The sequence below is a fragment of the Hyphobacterium indicum genome, from assembly GCF_003129605.1.
Lineage (GTDB): Bacteria > Pseudomonadota > Alphaproteobacteria > Caulobacterales > Maricaulaceae > Hyphobacterium > Hyphobacterium indicum.
In genome coordinates this window covers 1-17,169 of sequence record NZ_QBDX01000002.1, presented here as the reverse complement: position 1 = coordinate 17,169, position 17,169 = coordinate 1, and the positions used below count along the sequence as shown (strand labels likewise).

The 17,169-nt window shown below is 61.2% G+C and carries 16 protein-coding genes and 1 tRNA gene; 6 read left to right on the top strand and 11 right to left on the bottom strand.

Annotation, left to right across the window (positions count from 1 at the left end; genetic code table 11):
* Position 1: 1 nt before the first annotated feature.
* From DBR16_RS04420 to DBR16_RS04405, 4 genes are all read right to left on the bottom strand, one after another.
* Entirely contained in the window at positions 2–592 is a 591-nt protein-coding gene (locus tag DBR16_RS04420) for an NUDIX domain-containing protein (RefSeq protein WP_109260065.1), read from the bottom strand.
* A gap of 19 nt (positions 593–611) precedes the next feature.
* Positions 612–3,749: an efflux RND transporter permease subunit gene (locus tag DBR16_RS04415; protein WP_109260064.1), complete on the bottom strand. Its 3,138-nt coding sequence runs from the start codon at positions 3,747–3,749 to the stop codon at positions 612–614.
* Positions 3,750–3,752: 3 nt separating this feature from the next.
* Complete coding sequence (locus DBR16_RS04410; RefSeq protein ID WP_161539408.1) at positions 3,753–4,880, bottom strand: efflux RND transporter periplasmic adaptor subunit; 1,128 nt, start codon at positions 4,878–4,880, stop codon at positions 3,753–3,755.
* Positions 4,881–4,981: 101 nt separating this feature from the next.
* A complete protein-coding gene (locus DBR16_RS04405; protein WP_161539407.1) occupies positions 4,982–5,617 on the bottom strand; it encodes a TetR/AcrR family transcriptional regulator in 636 nt (211 codons plus the stop codon).
* A 104-nt stretch (positions 5,618–5,721) separates the two neighbouring features.
* On the opposite strand from DBR16_RS04405, the gene DBR16_RS04400 reads away from it, so the two are divergent.
* On the top strand, positions 5,722–6,357 hold the full coding sequence (locus DBR16_RS04400) for a nitroreductase family protein (RefSeq protein WP_109260061.1): 636 nt from the start codon (positions 5,722–5,724) through the stop codon (positions 6,355–6,357).
* Here the strand turns inward: DBR16_RS04400 and queF are convergent.
* Positions 6,354–6,815 (bottom strand): preQ(1) synthase, encoded by a 462-nt coding sequence (queF, locus tag DBR16_RS04395; protein ID WP_109260060.1) that lies wholly within the window; start codon positions 6,813–6,815, stop codon positions 6,354–6,356. The genes DBR16_RS04400 and queF overlap by 4 nt on opposite strands.
* A 138-nt stretch (positions 6,816–6,953) precedes the next feature.
* Between queF and ald the strand changes: the two genes are divergently transcribed.
* Both ald and DBR16_RS04385 read left to right on the top strand, forming a co-directional pair.
* Positions 6,954–8,072 carry an alanine dehydrogenase gene (gene ald / locus DBR16_RS04390; RefSeq protein ID WP_109260059.1) on the top strand — a complete coding sequence of 373 codons (1,119 nt, stop codon included), beginning with the start codon at positions 6,954–6,956 and terminating at the stop codon, positions 8,070–8,072.
* A 53-nt stretch (positions 8,073–8,125) separates the two neighbouring features.
* The gene (locus DBR16_RS04385) at positions 8,126–8,614 is read left to right on the top strand and encodes a hypothetical protein (RefSeq protein ID WP_125184496.1); all 489 of its coding nucleotides are present in this window, start codon (positions 8,126–8,128) and stop codon (positions 8,612–8,614) included.
* A gap of 100 nt (positions 8,615–8,714) precedes the next feature.
* Here DBR16_RS04385 and DBR16_RS04380 read toward each other — a convergent pair whose 3' ends face one another.
* The 4 genes from DBR16_RS04380 to DBR16_RS04365 all read right to left on the bottom strand — a co-directional run bounded on the left by DBR16_RS04380 (position 8,715) and on the right by DBR16_RS04365 (position 11,251).
* Positions 8,715–8,969 (bottom strand): DUF7218 family protein, encoded by a 255-nt coding sequence (locus DBR16_RS04380; RefSeq protein WP_109260057.1) that lies wholly within the window; start codon positions 8,967–8,969, stop codon positions 8,715–8,717.
* A gap of 77 nt (positions 8,970–9,046) precedes the next feature.
* On the bottom strand, positions 9,047–10,000 hold the full coding sequence (locus DBR16_RS04375; protein WP_109260056.1) for an NAD(P)H-dependent flavin oxidoreductase: 954 nt from the start codon (positions 9,998–10,000) through the stop codon (positions 9,047–9,049).
* Between the two features lie 123 nt (positions 10,001–10,123).
* Positions 10,124–10,732: a DNA-3-methyladenine glycosylase family protein gene (locus tag DBR16_RS04370; protein WP_109260055.1), complete on the bottom strand. Its 609-nt coding sequence runs from the start codon at positions 10,730–10,732 to the stop codon at positions 10,124–10,126.
* A 432-nt stretch (positions 10,733–11,164) separates the two neighbouring features.
* Positions 11,165–11,251, bottom strand: a tRNA-Leu gene (locus DBR16_RS04365).
* A 137-nt stretch (positions 11,252–11,388) separates the two neighbouring features.
* On the opposite strand from DBR16_RS04365, the gene DBR16_RS04360 reads away from it, so the two are divergent.
* Positions 11,389–12,000 (top strand): helix-turn-helix domain-containing protein, encoded by a 612-nt coding sequence (locus DBR16_RS04360; protein ID WP_109260054.1) that lies wholly within the window; start codon positions 11,389–11,391, stop codon positions 11,998–12,000.
* The gene (locus DBR16_RS04355) at positions 11,997–13,658 is read left to right on the top strand and encodes a M28 family peptidase (protein WP_109260053.1); all 1,662 of its coding nucleotides are present in this window, start codon (positions 11,997–11,999) and stop codon (positions 13,656–13,658) included. Before DBR16_RS04360 ends, DBR16_RS04355 begins: the two co-directional genes overlap by 4 nt.
* A gap of 76 nt (positions 13,659–13,734) precedes the next feature.
* Here DBR16_RS04355 and DBR16_RS04350 read toward each other — a convergent pair whose 3' ends face one another.
* Positions 13,735–15,570 (bottom strand): vWA domain-containing protein, encoded by a 1,836-nt coding sequence (locus DBR16_RS04350; protein WP_233347582.1) that lies wholly within the window; start codon positions 15,568–15,570, stop codon positions 13,735–13,737.
* Positions 15,571–15,805: 235 nt separating this feature from the next.
* Between DBR16_RS04350 and DBR16_RS04345 the strand changes: the two genes are divergently transcribed.
* Complete coding sequence (locus DBR16_RS04345; protein WP_109260052.1) at positions 15,806–16,150, top strand: hypothetical protein; 345 nt, start codon at positions 15,806–15,808, stop codon at positions 16,148–16,150.
* A gap of 50 nt (positions 16,151–16,200) precedes the next feature.
* Here DBR16_RS04345 and DBR16_RS04340 read toward each other — a convergent pair whose 3' ends face one another.
* Positions 16,201–16,986 (bottom strand): competence/damage-inducible protein A, encoded by a 786-nt coding sequence (locus DBR16_RS04340; protein WP_109260051.1) that lies wholly within the window; start codon positions 16,984–16,986, stop codon positions 16,201–16,203.
* Positions 16,987–17,169: the final 183 nt, after the last annotated feature.

Below are 17,169 nucleotides of genomic sequence, written 5' to 3'. Positions count from 1 at the left end.
ATCAGCCTCCCTGCAACATGGCTTGCGCGATCTTGGTGTCGAGCTGTCCTGTTTCCGCCATGTAGTGCGCCTTCAGGATCATTGCCACCGATGGCAGATCACGAATCTCCCCGGACACCGCCATGCCGAGCGCTGCCAGGAAGGGCAGACGCTTGCGTTTGATGACTTCGGTGCCTTCCAGCTCCTGTTCGCCCTCCTCCAGATCCCAGGCCAGAAAACCGAAGGCCTGCTCGTCGGTGACGGAATTGGAGGTCTCCGCCTGCAGGATCTCGCGCCAGTGCTGCGCGGTCAGGCCGGTTTCCTCTTTCAGCTCACGCTTCGCACCGTCCAGTGGCGGAACGGATTTGGGGCTGCCACCCTCGGGAATTTCCCAGCTGTAATTGTCCAGCGGAAAGCGATGCTGGCCGACCAGCATGGTGGTGCCATCGGCAAAGACCGGCAGGATCAGGATGGCATGGTTTTTCGGCGACATGACGCCATAGACACCCGGTGCGCCATCCGGGCGGATACCGTCATAGGTGTGCAATTCGATATAGGGGTTTTCAAAGACCTTGGCCTTCGAGGTCACCGTCCATGGCCCGCGCTTTGCCATCCTGCCTGCTCCTGCCTGCCTATTCGGCAGCCTGCATCAAGGCGCCCCGGCGCACACGCTTTTTCAGCCGCTCATGGAAATCCCGGCGCTTCTGGCGGGCTCTGGCGAGCATCACATACGCCGCCGGCGCGAAGATGAGGGCGAGAATCGCAGACCCCGCGACACCGCCCGCCACGGCCGCCGCAAAGGGCAGCCAGAAGGAATCGCCGGACAGGATGAGGGGCACAAAGCCGCCAATCGTGGTCAGCGTGGTGGAGATGATGTGGCGCGTCGCATCCACCACCGTGTCCTCGATCGCCGCCATATCCAGAGCAGCCGCTGCCGGACTGGCACGCAAGGCGGACAATACGACGATGGTGCCATTGATGGAGAGGCCCACCAGCCCCATCGATCCGACAATGGCGTTGAAACCCAGCGGGGTTCCGAACAGCCAGACCCCGAACAGGGCCAGCCCGACCGACAGAATTCCGGTGATGAACACCACGCCGGCAAAGCGGAAGGAGTTGAAGGCAAGCACGACCGCGCCGATCATCAGGATGAGCAAGGGGCCGGCGGTGCCGAATAGATTGCCCATGGCATCACCGCGGGCTTCGGCTTCGCCGCCAATCTGCAGCGTATAGCCGGCCGGCATTTCCACCCCCGCCGCGTCGAGGCGGGTCATGAAGTCCTCCAGTACGGGTGCGGGCAGGCTGAAAGGCTCGAGATAGGCATAAACCGGGTTCATCCGCTCCCCATCCTGGCGGCGGATGCTTGCCACTTCCGGCGACAGGCCGACCTCGCCCAATGCCGATACCGGGGCCGACAGAATTCCGCTATCGGCAGGGATCAGCAGCGGGGATGAAGCCAGATCGGACACGCTGGCGCGGCGGTTTTCCGGGGCGATGACGCGGACCGGCATTTCCTCGACCCCTTCGAGAATACTGCCGCCCGGCACACCGTCGAAATCCGCCCGCAACCGGTTGGCCAGATCTTCCAGGCGAATACCGGCCAGTTCCGCCGAGGCTTCATCGACCGTTACGCGCGCCACCGGCTCGCCCATGCGCATGCCGGCAACCGTGGTCGTGACGCCCGGCGTCCGGGCCAGCACCTGGCGGATTTCATCGCCCAGCCGGTCGAGCGTTGCGAGATCCGGGCCGAATATCTTGAGCTCGATCGGCGCGGCAGTCGGCGGTCCCTGTTCGAATGGCAGGGTCAGAAAACGCGCTTGCGGGAAGGCCGCAATCATGTCGCGCTGAAGGAGCGGCAAGAGGTCATGTGTCACTTCAGCAGAGGCGGTGCGGACCCAGCCGGCTGCCAGATAAGGCGCCGAGCTCTCATTGCCGATGACATTGTAATAGGTGCGCGGCGGGCTCTCGCCCAGCGTCCAGCCGATATCGATGACGCCCTCATAGGCGTTGATCAGCTCGGTGGCCCGCAAGACCTGACGCTGTGTTTCCGTGATCGAGGTATTGGCCGGCAGGACCATTTCGATCTGGAACATGTCCCGGTCGGTCGGCGGGAAGAATTGCATGGGCAGGGTCGTCGCGGCGGCAAAGCCGGCGACGGGGAGAATGACCCCGCCCACCAGGCCGACCCAGGGGCGGGCTGTCACGGCCTGAAGAATGCCGCGATAGAAATATTCCAGCGGCTTGAAACGTAATCCGTCACGCAGGAAGGAATGGCGGCCTTCAGCATAATTATTGTGGTCGAACCAGCCGGCAAAGGCCGGAACAACGGTCATGGCGATGATGAAGGAGGCCCCGACCGCGAAAATCACCGACACGCCGATCATGCCAATGAATTCACCGGCGGCCCCGGGCATCAGGGCGATGGGCGCAAAGGCGAAAATCGTGGTCAGGGTGGAAGCCAGAAGCGGCCCGAACAGGTGTTTCAGCGAGTGATTTATGGCATCGAGCGGCGGCAGGCCTTTTGCCCTTCGCAACTGGTATTCGTCGACCACCACAATCGCATTATCGATCAGCAGGCCGAGCGCCACGACCAGCCCGGTCACCGACATCTGGTGAAGGGGTTCATCATAGAGATTGATAAGGAAAAGGACGAAGAGGACCGTCAATGGCAGGGCCGAGCCGACAATCAGGGCAGCCCGCCACCCCATCAGCAGGAAGAGCACCGCAAACACGATGAGCGCGGAATAGCCGAGATTGACCGAAAGGCCGTTCAGACGTGATTCCACATAATCGGACTGGGCAAAGACGATATCGACCGAAATACCCGGATTCTCAGCCGCGAATTCCGCTATCGCGGCTCGGGCGCGGCCGGTCCACTGGTCGACCCGCAATTCCGGCTGGAGGAAACCGGCGACAAATACGGTACGGTCCCCGTTGAAATAGGCCATGGCAGCGGCCGGTGTGCGAATGCCGCGTTCGACATCGGCCACATCGCCCAGACGGACAAAATCGCCATTGACGGTTTCACTGACCGGAACGGCGCGAATCCGGTCCAGGGTTTCGAACTCGCCCCCAATCTCGACATTCAGATTGACGTCGTCCGAGCGCAATTCACCGGCGGGGGTCTTGGCGTCAGCGCGCGAAATCCGGCCCGCCAGCTCCCCGACGGTCAAGCCGAGTGCCGCAAGGGCGTCCGGGTCGGCCAGGACGCGGATTTCTTCCTGCGCAATACCGTAAATTTCGGTCTGGTCGGTCCCGGATACATTCCGCAAGCGGTCTTCAAGATCCCGCGCGAGCCGGGACAGAATCGCCAGGTTCGGTTCGCCTTCAGCGCTCCAGCCCAATGACACGATCAGCGTTGCCGCCCCCAGATAGCTGCGCTCAACGGCCGGCGCACCGGCTTCCGCCGGCAGGGCAGGCCGTACGGCATCCACCTGCTCGCGGATCTGTGTCCAGGCCTGATCCACTTCGGCCGCATTCAGATCCTCGCGGATATTGATATTGATCAGCGAAAAGCCCGACCGGGATGTGGATGTCACCTCATCAATTTCCGGGAGTTCGCGGATCGACTGCTCGATTGGATCGGTAATCAGGGCTTCAACCCGTTCCGCAGATGCGCCGGGAAAGGATGTGACAATAACGCCGAAGCGCTCGGTCAGGCTGGGATCTTCCTGCCTTCCGAGCGTCAGCAATGCGCCCGTCCCGGCAAGGGCCAGAAGCAGAACCGCCAGAATGGAGAGGCGCGAATAGCGATAGAAGATTGTCGCCATGACCTAGTCTCCAGACGGTGTGACGCGCTGTCCGGCGGTCACGCGGTCCAAGCCTGAAGCGACTATGCGGTCACCGTCACTGACTGCCCCACGCACGAATGCGCGGTCAATCTCGACGCGGACGGTCTCGACCACACGCGGTTCGATGATCCATCCGCCATGACTGTCGCGGACCAGCGTCTGGACGGACCACAAGCCCCTGCGCCCTTCGGTCAGGGCCGAGGCCGGCACCCAGAAGCCGCGGCCGGATATGCCGGTTTCGAGCTGCAGGCGTGCCACTTCTCCGGCACGGGCAGCGCCGGATTCAATATCGAATATGGCGCTGACGGTCCGGGTGCGGACATCGACGACGCCGGTTGCCGTACGAAAACGCGCCTCGATCGCGCCGTCAGTGGTGAGAAAGCGATAGACGTCCCCTTCGACCAGATCCGTGACCGCGCTCGCGGGCAGGCCGATACGGATTTCCAGAGCCGAATTCTCGACCAGGCGAAGGACCGGGCTGCCCGGCGCCGCAATCGCGCCCTCGTCCGCCATGCGGGCCGTCACCACACCATCGAAAGGTGCCGTGATTTCCGACAGAACCAGTTGCGCGCGCAAGGCATTGGCCTGCGCGGCGGCGGCTTCGCGCCGGGCCTGTGCAGCAGCGGTATTGGTGGCCGCTTCGTCCAGTCTTTGTTGTGAAATATGACCGCGTTCAAGGAGCGTGCGCTGGCGCAATTCGGTGGCACGGGCGATTTCCAGCTGGGCATCGGCTTCATGGGTCTGGGCATCGGCGGCGGCGATCTGGGCCCGCAAAGAGCTGGTATCCAGGTGCGCCAGCGTGTCCCCGGCCCTCACCTGGTCGCCGACATCGGCGGACACATCGATAATCCGGCCACCGCGTTCAAAGCCGAGATCACTTTCGCGCCGCGCTGCAACGAGGCCCGGATAAGCCTCGCTGATCATCGCATCGTCCTGATAGTCAACCGTGAGGACGGAAACGGGTAAGGCCCCCGGCTCTGCCGCTTGCACGTCGGCGTCTGCGGCCCGCAGGGCTGATACCAGAATGACAAGGATGGCGACGCCCACAGCCGCGGTCAGGACCGCAAAGCCTGCGCCGAGCGATTGAAGCCTGTTTTTGAGTGCCGGCATGATATGTGTCCCCGCTGACATTTGTCACGGCAGGGCATATAGGGTATCAAACGGCGTTTGAAAAGTGAACAGTGTTCACTTTTTTGCATGAAAGCTATGCGTCAGGCTTCGAGGCCGCGGATGATCATGTTTGTATGGAAGTCGATCACCGCATCGCGGCTGACATGTTCAGAGCCCGGCATGCCTTGCGGGAAATCATCGATCGAGGCCATCAACACTGCCAGCCCATGCACGCTGGCCCAGACGCTCTTGGATGCCACCAGCGGGTCCATGTCCCGGAAAACGCCCTTCTCGATGCCCGCGCGGATCATGTCGCACAGCTGCTTTTCGGCATGAAAGGCGAAGCTCGACTCATCGGGAAGCTCGTCTTTCTTGAAGAAGGAGAAGGCCATCACATAGTGGCGCGGCTCTTCCATGGCGGTTTCAATATAGGCCCGGCCACAGCGCGCGCAGAGTATGTGTTCGTCGCCGCCCTGTTCGGCCGCCTCATTCATGCGGGCAATCAGGCGCTCGAAGAAGAGTTCGCGCATTTCGGCAAATAGCGCTTCCTTGGAGTCAAAATACTTGTAGATCGCCGCGGGCGAGTAATCGATCGCCTCGGCCAGACGGCGCATGGAAATGCCCTGCTCGCCCTCTCGGGTGAACAGGTCTTCCGCTGCTTCGATGATCGCATCACGGACTTTCAGACGGCGGCGCTCGGCCGGCGTGAGGTCGTCTATTGAGACTTCAGCGTTCATGTGTTTTCCAAGAGCTTCCCCGAATGCGGTTCTGGTGCCGCATGTTGTCCCCATATAAGGTCGCAATTTCCATTACGTCAAAAAACCGCAACAGGACCGGGCCGATGAGTAAAGCGCAAACACACGGCAATCTGCCGGAATTTCCCAACCAGGGCGAGCGGCTGGCACCGCATCACAAGAGTGATTCGGCTCTGGAGCTGCTGGCGCGGCGGCGCTCCACCGCGGCGGCGGCAATGCGCGAGCCCGGCCCTTCAGCCGAGGAAATCGACACGCTGCTCGGCATTGCCCAGCGTGTGCCCGATCACGGCAAGATGGCACCCTGGCGCTTTGTCCTGTTCCAGGGTGAGGAGCGCGCGAAATTCGGACAGATTCTCGCGAAAATCTGGTCGAGCGAAAACGACACCGATGAGGCACGGATGGAGCTGGAACTGAACCGCTTCACCCGCGCGCCGCTGGTGATTGCGGTGATCTCCCATGTGCTCGAAAAACACTCGATTCCCGAATGGGAGCAGATCCTGTCAGCCGGAGCCGCCTGCCAGAATCTGCTGATCGGGGCGCAGGCCATGGGATATGCCAGCCAGTGGCTGACGGAATGGTATGCCTATCATCCGTATGTGAAGGATGCGCTGGGAATGCGATCGGGTGAGCGGGTGGCCGGATTCATCTTCATCGGCTCCACCGATGATGAACCTGTCGAACGGGTCCGGCCCGGCGCAGAAATCGGCGTCTGGCGCGGTTAGCCGCGTCCGCGATAGGGGGCAACGCCCTGGTCCGGCACCCAGACATGTTCCGGCGGCTGGCCGGTCTGGAAGAAAATGTCGATGGGAATACCGCCTCGCGGATACCAGTAGCCGCCGATGCGGAGCCATTTCGGCGACAATTCCTTTACCAGGCGCTGGGCGATCATCGTCGTGCAGGCCTCGTGAAAAGCGCCATGATTGCGGAAGGCCGTCAGGAAGAGCTTCAGCGACTTTGATTCGACGATCCATTTTTCCGGCACATAATCAATGACGATGTGCGCGAAATCCGGCTGGCCGGTGACCGGGCAGAGCGAAGTGAATTCCGGACAGGTGAACCGGATCAGATAGTCCGCCTCGCACGGATTTTCGACGCGCTCCAGCCGGGCTTCGTCGGGTGTTGCCGCCACCGGGCTGTCCGCGCCCAGCATCTCCAGTTTTTCGTAACGTGTGTCGCTCATCCGCGTTTCCCTAGTCAGCCCATCACATTAATGCAAGTGACGCATGTCGGGCATGGTCAGAGCGGAAATTGCCATGTATGAGGGCGCCCAAATCAAAAACAACCGCCGCGCGGGCGGTCCTATTCGGGAGTTGTTCTCATGCGCATTGGTGCCCCCAAGGAAATCAAGGTTCGTGAAAACCGGGTCGGTCTGACGCCCAATGGCGCGGCGGAACTGGTCCGCGCCGGCCATGAGGTGGTCGTGGAGAAAGATGCCGGGGCCAATATCGGCTTCACCGACGCAATGTATGTCGCCGCCGGCGCAAGAATTCTGCCCGATGCCGCCTCCGTCTTTAGCGAGGCGGAAATGATCGTGAAGGTCAAGGAACCGCAGCCGTCCGAAACGGCGATGCTGACCAAGGATCATGTGCTGTTCACCTATCTGCATCTGGCCCCGGATCCGGTCCAGACCGAAGGCCTGCGCAAATCGGGCTGTATCGCTATCGCTTATGAAACCGTCACTGATGCCGACAACCGCCTGCCGCTGTTGAAGCCGATGTCGGAAGTCGCGGGCCGCATGTCGGTCCAGGTCGGCGCGCATTGCCTGGAAATGCGCCAGGGCGGCCGCGGCATTCTGCTGGGCGGTATTCCGGGTGTGACCCCGGCCAAGGTCGTCATTCTCGGCGGCGGCGTTGCCGGAACCCATGCGGCCGAAATGGCCGTCGGCGCGCGGGCGGACGTCACCATCTTTGATCGCTCGATGAAGCGTCTGGCCGAGCTGGACGCCCATTTCGGCGGGGCCGCGAAAACGGCCTTCTCGACACCCGCCGCAGTCGAAGCTGCCTGTATCGAGGCGGATCTGGTGATCGGTGCGGTGCTGATCCCGGGTGCAGCGGCCCCCAAGCTGGTAACGCGCGACATGCTGAAGAAAATGAAAGATGGCGCGGTGCTGGTCGATATCGCCATTGACCAGGGCGGCTGTTTTGAAACCTCCAAAGCCACGACGCATGATTATCCCATCTATATCGTCGATGGTGTGGTGCATTATTGCGTCGCGAACATGCCAGGCGCCGTGGCCCGCACCTCCACGCTGGGCCTGACCAATGCCACCCTGCCCTTCATGATGGCGCTGGCCAACAAGGGCGCGAAACAGGCGCTGAATGATGATCCGCATCTGGCCCGCGGGCTGAATGTGGCGCATGGCGAAGTGGCCTATGAGCCGGTCGCGAAAGATCTCGGCCTACCCTATGTGAAGCCGGACTGGCTGACCAGCATCTAGGCATTTCATCGCCGGGCAGATTAAACTGCGGTTTCGAAATGCGGAGCCGCACCATGCCCCATGAAAGTCTGCTGATCGGGTTAAGTCAGATCGGAGCCGTTTTTGCAGGCTTCATGGCGCTATTTATTGCATTGGCCCAGCGTGACGGTCGTCTCGATCCTGTATCGGCATTGAGGGCCCGGTCGATTCTGCACACGAGCGTCATGACGATCGTGATTTCGCTTTTACCGCTTGTGCTGACAGCCGCGGAGTTCGATGTGACTTTGGCCCTGCGTATGTCCGCAGGCATCGGTGCGGTCACTGGTTTGGCCCTGTCGTTTGAGGGCGCTCGCCATCAATCACAGCTGACCAGCGAGCAGAAAAAATCCACCGGCTTGATGTTCAATCTGATCACATGGGGACTTACCGGCATTGCATTCCTGAATGCCATCGGGATTGCTGCCGGTATAATCGACACGGCCTTCTATACAGCCACCATTTTCCTGATTGTGCTGGTTTCGGCCCTCAATTTCGTAAAAATAAGCCTTGAGCGATGGCTCTAGGCTAACCGAACAGTGCATTGCGCCGTCGATAACAAAGTATCCCGGTCGGCAGTATGTGAAGCCCGGCTCGCGGCCGCGCATCTAGCCGCAGCCTGTGCCGTCAGTGATTGCGCAGGGCCGCGATCAACTCTTCCTTGTTCATTTCCGAGCGACCGCCGATACCGATTTCCCGGGCGCGTTCGTATAACTCATCCCTTGACCAGTCCTCATAGGGTGCGGCCTTGCCGCCCTTCTTGCCCGGATGCTGGTGGTCATTGGCCTCCGCGTTGGCAATACGCGCGGCCTTCTCCTTGCTGGCCCCGTCTTTTCTCAGGGCCTGATAGACGTCCTCATTCTTGATGCTTGGATTGGGCATAACCGTCCTCCATTGCTCACCGAAGCCCGAGGGGGTCCGGTCTCGACATACACGTCAGATCATAATGACCAGCGCAACTACCCGCAAATCCGCTTCTTCGCGGCCTCGTATTCGGCGGCGAGGCGGTCGATATAGCCGGCGGCGGGGGCGATTTCCTTGACCGCGCCAATCCCCTGCCCTGACCCCCAGATATCTTTCCAGGCCTTGGCCGAATCGGAGCCGAAATTCATGGCCGACGGGTCGCTGTCCGGCAGATTGTCCGGATCGAGCCCGGCGCTGCGGATCGAGCCCTTGAGGTAATTGCCGTGCACGCCGGTAAACAGGCTGGAATAGACGATGTCGTCGGATGATCCGTCGACAATGCCCTGCTTGTAATCCTCGGAGGCGCGGGCTTCCTGGGTGGCGATGAAGGCCGAGCCGATATAGGCAAAATCCGCGCCCATGGCCTCGGCCGCCAGAACCGCCGCGCCATTGGCGATGGAGCCGGACAGGGCGAGCGGACCGTCAAAGAAATCGCGGATTTCCTGAATCAGGGCGAAGGGGGATTTGACCCCGGCATGGCCGCCCGCGCCCGCGCACACGGCGATTAGGCCGTCGGCGCCTTTTTCCAGCGCCTTGCGGGCGAAGGTGACATTGATGATGTCGTGCAGTGTCTTGCCGCCCCAGCTGTGCACCGCCTCGTTCAGTTCGACGCGCGCGCCCAGCGAGGTGATCACCAGCGGCACCTTGTATTTGGCGCAGGTTTCCAGATCCGCTTCGAGCCGATCATTGGAGCGGTGGACAATCTGGTTCACCGCATAGGGGGCGGCGGGCTTGTCCGGATTGGCCCTGTTATAGCTGTCGAGTTCGGAAGTGATCTCGTCCAGCCACTCATCCAGCTGGCTTTGCGGGCGCGCATTCAGCGCCGGAAAGGAGCCGACAATCCCGGCCTTGCACTGGGCAATGACCAGTTTGGGATTGGAAATGATGAAGAGTGGCGCGCCGATGACCGGCAGGCGCAAATTCGGCGCAATATCAGATGCGTTGGACATGAAAACTCCCGGCCCCTCCCCGGATCATGACCGGGGTAAACAGTGTTTATCCGGGAAAGAAACTAGGGGCGTTGTGCGGCGCGGTCCAGTTCGCGTAAGCGTCAACCTGTCAGCCCCTGCCGATCAGGCCGGCTTCGCATCGACATGACGCCACATATACAGCGCCAGGTAGGAACGGTGCGGGGCGAAGCGGGCGGCGGTGCGCACCGTCTTGCGGCGCGGGCTGGTGAGGCGTTCCAGCGTCTTGCGCGCGGCGACATCACCGTCCGGCCAGATGTCCGGCTCACCGAACCAGAACATGTTCATCATGTCCGCCGTCCACTGGCCGACGCCCCAGATGGCAGTGATATGCGCGGTGCGTTCAGCGGCGCTCATGGCGCGCAGATCATCGTCCTTCAATTCGCCCTGGCGGGCGAGCGCCGCAATGGCGCAGACCGTTTTTGTCTTCGCTCCGGAAAGCCCGCAGGACCGCAACAGGTCTGTATTGGCATAATGGAAATGCTCGATCAGGGGCGTGCCGCCGGCGCTGTCTTCCACCCGGCCCCAGATCGTCTTCGCCGCCTTCACCGAGAGCTGCTGGCCGGTGATGGCGCGGCAGAGGTAATCGGCAAACGGCAGATCGGCGCGCGAGGTCAGCTCGACCGGGCCGAGCGCGGCGATGGCATCGGACAGTGCCGGGCTCAGCTCCCGGGCGGTGTCAACAAAACGGGCATGAATGGCGCGGTGGGGCATGGGTGCTTTCTAGCTTCAGCACATCCTTGCGTCATCACCCGATTTGGCCAGGTGCTCTCCAGATCCCCCGGACAAGCCGGAGGATGACGGTTGGGCAAACCGAGAAATCGACGGCCCAGCCGAAGCTCTCGAAGAGAGCGCCAATCAGGACTTCCTAGCTGAAACGCGGTCGTCCGCCTCCGCCAAGGCTACGGCGAGACAGCCTTCGCTCTGGCGTATGGCTTGCCCAGCCGAAGCACGCGTTAAACCGCAGATGGTGGCATCCGCCAACGCCCCAGCCTTGAGCGCGTTTCATGTGAGCACGGCCCGCCGCAACAGCGCTTGTTCTTGGCGCCCGGGCCGCGCGCAACGGAAACAACACAAGGAGTCATATTCACCGACCAAATTCGGTCCCGCGGACCGAATTTCCCGCCTTTGGCGGGCGTCGGTGAATGGTGCGGACGGAGGGATTTGAACCCTCAATCCCTTACGGGCGACAGATTTTAAGTCTGTTGCGTATACCAGTTCCGCCACGTCCGCACAGGCCTCCTTCATAGCGGAACACACGGGCAGGAAAAGAGCACAGTGCCGTCGGGGCCCGTTCCGGTCTCCGCTCGGGTGCGTTCTGAACAAATATTAATTTAATAATTTCTGTTTTTTCGAATTATAGAGATGGCATGAACCAGATGCCCTCAACCGAAGAAACCTACTGGATCCTGGATCCGGACCAGATTTCCTGCCTCGCCTCCGCGCCGCGCATGACCATCATCGACCGGCTTGCGGCCGACGGACCCATGTCCGTCGATGACCTGGCCCGCGTGATCGGCATGAAGCAGACCGCCATGTACCACCATGTCCACAAGCTGGAATCTGTGGGCCTGATCCAGGCAGCCGAGCGCCGGCTGATGCCGGGGGCGCGCAAACCACAGACACTCTATGCCACGCCAGCGCCGCGCATGCGGCTGGCCCGAGCGCTGAATCAAAAACAACATCGTGAGACCCTCAAACGCTGTGCCGCGGCCGTCTTGCGGCAGGCCGAAAGGGATTTTGCCGACGGTTTCGCCCTCGGCGGAATCCATGAGGGGCCCGAGCGCAATCACGGCTTTTTCCGGTTGATCGCCCGGCCGGACGCTGCCGCGCTGGCTGAAATCAATGAGCACTTACAGGCCATTGCGGACATTCTCTGGCGGTCCAACACACCAACCGGCGCCCCCGTGGCATTGAGCTGGGCAATGGCACCGCTCTCCGACGACACCGATCCCCGCACCCAGGAAGGTCCAACCCGATGAAAACTCTCGTCTGCATTTCTCTTGCCGCCTTCACTACGGCCGTCCCGGCTCTGGCCCAGGACGATCCGGCCATGGTGGAGGCTATGGACACGATCACAGCCGAAAACATCCGCGAGGATATTATGGCCCTTTCCTCACGCGCCTTCGAAGGGCGCGCCCCGGGCGGCATTGGTGAGGAAATGACGGTCAACTTCATTGCCGGTCAATTCGCACAGGCGGGCATCCGCCCAGGAATTGACGGGTCTTTCATGCAGCCCTTCGAACTGGCCGAATTCCGTCCGGATGGTGGGGGAGCGCTGAGCATTCGCGGGCAATCGGGTACTATCCCGTTCGAATTGTCGGATGACTATGTCCTTTATGCCGGTGAAGCACGCGAGCGGCTGGAAGTGAATGATTCACGCCTCATCATTGGCGGGTTTGGTATCCGCGCTGATGAGGAAAACTGGAATGATTATTCAGGCGTTGATCTGACTGGCGCAACCGCCGTGTTGTTCCGCGGCGATCCGGGCACGGCCACGGGTAATGACGATCTCTTTGGCGGCAACGCGCTCTCCGTACACGGGCTCATGGGATCAAAGACGACGCTGGCAGCCGAACTGGGCGCAGAAGCCGTTCTTCTTATCCATACCGACCAGAGTGCGGGCTATCCTTGGCAGACCCTGTCGAGTGGCGGCACGTCCGGTGTCCAGTATTCGCTTGAGGACGGCGATCCGAACCTGACCCTGTTTGCACATATCAGCGAACCGGCGGCCCGCCGCCTGTTTGAAGAAGCCGGGCTGGATTATGACGCGGTTTATGCGGCGGCTGCGGCACCTGGCTTCGAGGCCATCGAAACCGGGCTATCCCTCTCAGGCCAGCATGGGGGTGAAGTCGGCAGCACGCTGACGCGCAATGTTGTCGGCATGATTGAGGGATCAGAATCGCCTGATGAATGCCTCGTCTATACGGCGCATTGGGACCATATGGGCATCAATCCGGATGCTCCAACCGAAGATCAGCTTTACAATGGCGCGGTCGATAATGCGGTCGGCACCTCCATGCTGATCAATATCGCGCAGGCTTATGGCGCCATGCCGCAAGCCCCGCGCCGGTCCGTCTATTTCTTTGCTACCGCGGCCGAGGAACGTGGCCTCTATGGCGCAAAATATTTCGTTCAGAATCCGCCCTGCCCCCGCGCCCAGATCGTCGGCGCGCTGAACATGGATGCGCACTTTCCCTATAGCGACCGCTGGGACCTGATGGTGGTGCCCGGCCTTGGGACGAATGAGCTGATGGTCGAGCTGGCAAATGTGGCTGAAGGGTTCGGACGGGTACTGATCGATGACCCCAATCCGGCTGCGGGCGGATTTTACCGGTCGGACCACTATCCCTTTATCGAGGAAGGCATTCCCGGGCTGTATGCGGTGGGTGCGCCAACGCCCGAGCAGGCTGAAGCTGATCCGGCCATCAATGAGGGGTTCGCCTGGTATATGGCGAATGGTTACCATCACGCCGCAGATGAAATCGACCAGCCCCACACCTGGCGGCTGGGCGGTCTCACCGATGATGCCCGCATCTATTTCGAGCTCGGCTGGCGGCTGGCAAATTCGGATCAATGGCCGAATTTCACTGAGGGCACGCCATGGCGATCCATGCGCGACGAGATGCGCCCGGAATAACTGGTCCCTCCGGCGCAAGGGAGGGCGCGTGCCGCATTAGCCGCACGCGCCCTCCTGTCCGGCTGACCACCGGTTTTTAGCGGCCCTGGCTCTGCATGCCGGGTTTCAGTGGTGACTGGCTGGCCGCCCGGTCCGCCGCATTCACAAGGCGCACGAATTCGCCGCGATAGCCGAATTCGTCCTCGCCAAGGAACCGGTCTGCAAGGCGTGCCACGCGGGCAAAATCAAAGCCCTCATCGGCGATATAGTCATCGCCGCGCAGGAGCTGGGCAAAGCCCGCCACCGCGACAGAGAAGCCGATATCGTCGCTGACTGCATCGACACCCGGCACTTCATTTGCCGTGGTGACCGGGAATTCGATCAGGCGGCTGTCAGCCTCGCCCGGCATTTTGTAACGGACGCGGAAGAAGCCATATTCATTGGAGAATACGGTTTCCGTCCCGCCTTCCGCGCCATAGCGCAAAGGCTCGTTCAGAAGCGCCGGACTGTCCGGAGGTGTGATCTCGTAGATCGCGGTGACCGAATGCCCGGACCCGATCTCGCCGGCATCGACCTGGTCATTGTTGAAATCCTCGCGGTTGAGCATGCGGGTTTCATAGCCGATCAGCCGGTATTCCGCGACGCGGTCCGGATTGAACTCGATCTGCAGCTTCACATCATTGGCGATGGGGAAAAGCGCGGATGATGCCTCCTCCACGAAGAAGCGGCGGGCCTCGGCTTCGGTATCGATATAGGCCGCAATCCCGTTGCCATTCTGGGCCAGGGTCTGCATCAGCGCATCATTATAATTGCCGCGGCCAAAGCCCATGACGGAAAGATAGACACCGCTTTCGCGTTCACGGGCGACAAAGTCCTCCAGACGTTCATCCGAGGTGATGCCGACATTGAAATCGCCATCGGTGAGGAGCATGACGCGGTTGATGGCATCCTCATCGAAATGATCGCGGGCGAAATCATAGGCCAGGCGCAGGCCCTCGCCGCCAGCGGTTGACCCGCCAGCTTCCAGCATGCCGAGCGCGGCATTGATGCAGTGACGTTGCGAACCCGGTGTGGGTTCGAGGATGGCGCCGGCAGCCCCGGCGTAGACGACAATGGAGACGGTATCGTCATCCTCCAGCGTATCGACCAGCATTTGCAGGCCCTCGATGGCCAGCGGCAGCTTGTCAGCCGAACTCATGGAGCCGGACACATCGACCAGGAAGACGAGATTGGCGCGGGGGCGTTCTTCACGGGGGATATCATAGCCCTGAACGCCAATATGCATGAGCTGTGTCTGCGAATTCCAAGGATTGGGCAGAACGGTGACGGTGGCCTCAAACGGAGCATCCCGATCGTCCGGCAGGGCGTAGTCATAGTCGAAATAATTGACCAGTTCCTCGACGCGCACCGCATCACGCGGCGGAAGGGTGCCATCGTTCAGATAATCACGGACGATGGAATAGCTGGCCGTGTCCACATCGACCGAGAAGGTGGAAACCGGGTCTTCAGCCGTCACCACGACATCGTTGAGTTCGACATCCTCATAGCGTTCGCGGTCAATATCTCCGGGCAAAGGTCCGGGTCCCGGACCAACGATACTCGCTGCCGGCGGTACTGCACCGCCAACGATCCGGCTGCCGGTGACGACCATCTGGTCTGCCGCGGATTCCATGGCCATTTGCACAGGGGCCGGAGGGGGCGGCGGGGGCGGGGGCGGCGGCGGAGCCGATCCATACATTGGCTGTGGCCGGTTGCTGGTGCGGTCATCGCCATAGCGGCCATATTGATTGGCCACCAGTGTCGGGCATTGCGCAAAAATATCTGCCGGCCGACCGGCATCATCCTGAACGGTGACAGCCGAAACCGGCGTAGATTGCAGGGCCGCGAAGGCAAACGCCCCAGCCACTGATGTCAGTAAGAGTTTTCTGGTCATAATCTTCCCTTTGTCCCCGGCCCCGGACGACTCATCATTCCCTCGCATAAGACCCATCGTCAGGCGGGAATGGGGCAATGATGGGGCAGGCTGCAATGGCCGCCAATCTGCCACAATCCCGACGCCAGTGTGTCCGCCGATTTCCCTTGCTAGACTTACAATTCCGGCAGAACATGACGGCCGGTCGAATGTATGCCGCCGGGGGGTCCGGTGGTTCTGAAAGGACGACCGTCACATGAAATTCGCACTGTTTTCTGCATCTGCCCTGATGGCTGCAGCCCTGTCTTTCCCGGTGATCGCGGAAAGCCTTTCCAGCACAATCACCTTCGTCAATGCGACGGGCCAGGACGTCGTCGAGATTGTTACAGCACCGTCGGCGACGGATGGCTGGAGCGATAATCTTATCGCAGAAGGCACGCTGACCGCCGGGACTGAAATTGCCACGCTGGTTGCTGCCGATACCGACCACTGCTTCCACGATTTCCGCTTCACGCTGGCCGATGGCAGCGTCGTGGAGGAAGTTGAGATCGACGTTTGCGACCTGGATGGTCAATTGTTTGAAATCGCTGTTCAATCGTAAATCAGATTGAACGTTGATCCGGGCGCAGGGCAGCTCTGCCCTGCGCTTTTCTATTTCGCGTCCGGCGGATCGATCACGGGCTTGCCGCCGACAGAGCGTGACAGGTCTGCGAGTTTTCCGGTGACATCGTTGAGCAAGACTTCATCTGTTGAACGCGCAACCAGATTGGTACCGCGAACGATTTCACCATCCGGGCCCTCGAAGAAATAGGGATAGGAGCCGATGGAGACCTCCGGGTAGGCCTTCGCCAGATCTCCCAGCCCATCGGCCAGATCCCCTTCGCGCAGGCCGCTTGTGGCCACTGTTCGCGAATACGTCACTGAACCGCCCTCGATGCGGTGGGCAACATCCTCCAGCATGCCACGCGCGATTTTCGGGACGCCTGCCAGCGTGAAGACATTGCCGGTCTGGAAGCCGGGGGCACCGGTGACGGGGTTGGCAATCAGGCTGGCTCCCTCCGGAACACGCGCCATGCGCTTGCGGCTTTCGGTCAACGGTGTTTTCGATTTGGCATACCAGTCCTCGATGATGGCGAGGGCATCCGCCCGGACATCGATGTGAAGATTGAAGGCGGCGGCAATGGCATCGGCGGTGATATCGTCATGCGTCGGGCCGATGCCGCCCGTGGTGAAGACATAATCATACCGGCCACGCAGATGATTGACCGCTGCGACGATCTCGTCCTGCTCGTCCCGCACCACGCGGCATTCGGCCACTGATACGCCCAGCGGGCTGAGGAATTTGGCGATTTCGGAGAGGTTGATGTCGCGCGTACGGCCGGAGAGCAGCTCGTCGCCAATCAGCAGCACCGCTGCCAGCACCTGTTTGTCTGTCATTTCCTGCCTCGAACCATTTCAATTGAGACGCAATGTAAGCCGGATGGTTTGAAGGCACAGCCCGGTTTTACCGGCTGGTGACGGCAACACTGGTCTGCCCGACAGTCGGGCTCGGGGAAACTGTTGCATCAAACGATACGTTGACACGGTTCGTTTCGGGACTGAGCGGTATCACGGCGCCAT

Coding starts and splice junctions, on each gene's coding strand:
- DBR16_RS04420 (WP_109260065.1), bottom strand. CDS start 592: ATGGCAAAGCGCGGGCCATGGACGGTGACCTCGAAGGCCAAGGTCTTT.
- DBR16_RS04415 (WP_109260064.1), bottom strand. CDS start 3,749: ATGGCGACAATCTTCTATCGCTATTCGCGCCTCTCCATTCTGGCGGTT.
- DBR16_RS04410 (WP_161539408.1), bottom strand. CDS start 4,880: ATGCCGGCACTCAAAAACAGGCTTCAATCGCTCGGCGCAGGCTTTGCG.
- DBR16_RS04405 (WP_161539407.1), bottom strand. CDS start 5,617: ATGAACGCTGAAGTCTCAATAGACGACCTCACGCCGGCCGAGCGCCGC.
- DBR16_RS04400 (WP_109260061.1), top strand. CDS start 5,722: ATGAGTAAAGCGCAAACACACGGCAATCTGCCGGAATTTCCCAACCAG.
- queF (WP_109260060.1), bottom strand. CDS start 6,815: ATGAGCGACACACGTTACGAAAAACTGGAGATGCTGGGCGCGGACAGC.
- ald (WP_109260059.1), top strand. CDS start 6,954: ATGCGCATTGGTGCCCCCAAGGAAATCAAGGTTCGTGAAAACCGGGTC.
- DBR16_RS04385 (WP_125184496.1), top strand. CDS start 8,126: ATGCCCCATGAAAGTCTGCTGATCGGGTTAAGTCAGATCGGAGCCGTT.
- DBR16_RS04380 (WP_109260057.1), bottom strand. CDS start 8,969: ATGCCCAATCCAAGCATCAAGAATGAGGACGTCTATCAGGCCCTGAGA.
- DBR16_RS04375 (WP_109260056.1), bottom strand. CDS start 10,000: ATGTCCAACGCATCTGATATTGCGCCGAATTTGCGCCTGCCGGTCATC.
- DBR16_RS04370 (WP_109260055.1), bottom strand. CDS start 10,732: ATGCCCCACCGCGCCATTCATGCCCGTTTTGTTGACACCGCCCGGGAG.
- DBR16_RS04360 (WP_109260054.1), top strand. CDS start 11,389: ATGAACCAGATGCCCTCAACCGAAGAAACCTACTGGATCCTGGATCCG.
- DBR16_RS04355 (WP_109260053.1), top strand. CDS start 11,997: ATGAAAACTCTCGTCTGCATTTCTCTTGCCGCCTTCACTACGGCCGTC.
- DBR16_RS04350 (WP_233347582.1), bottom strand. CDS start 15,570: ATGACCAGAAAACTCTTACTGACATCAGTGGCTGGGGCGTTTGCCTTC.
- DBR16_RS04345 (WP_109260052.1), top strand. CDS start 15,806: ATGAAATTCGCACTGTTTTCTGCATCTGCCCTGATGGCTGCAGCCCTG.
- DBR16_RS04340 (WP_109260051.1), bottom strand. CDS start 16,986: ATGACAGACAAACAGGTGCTGGCAGCGGTGCTGCTGATTGGCGACGAG.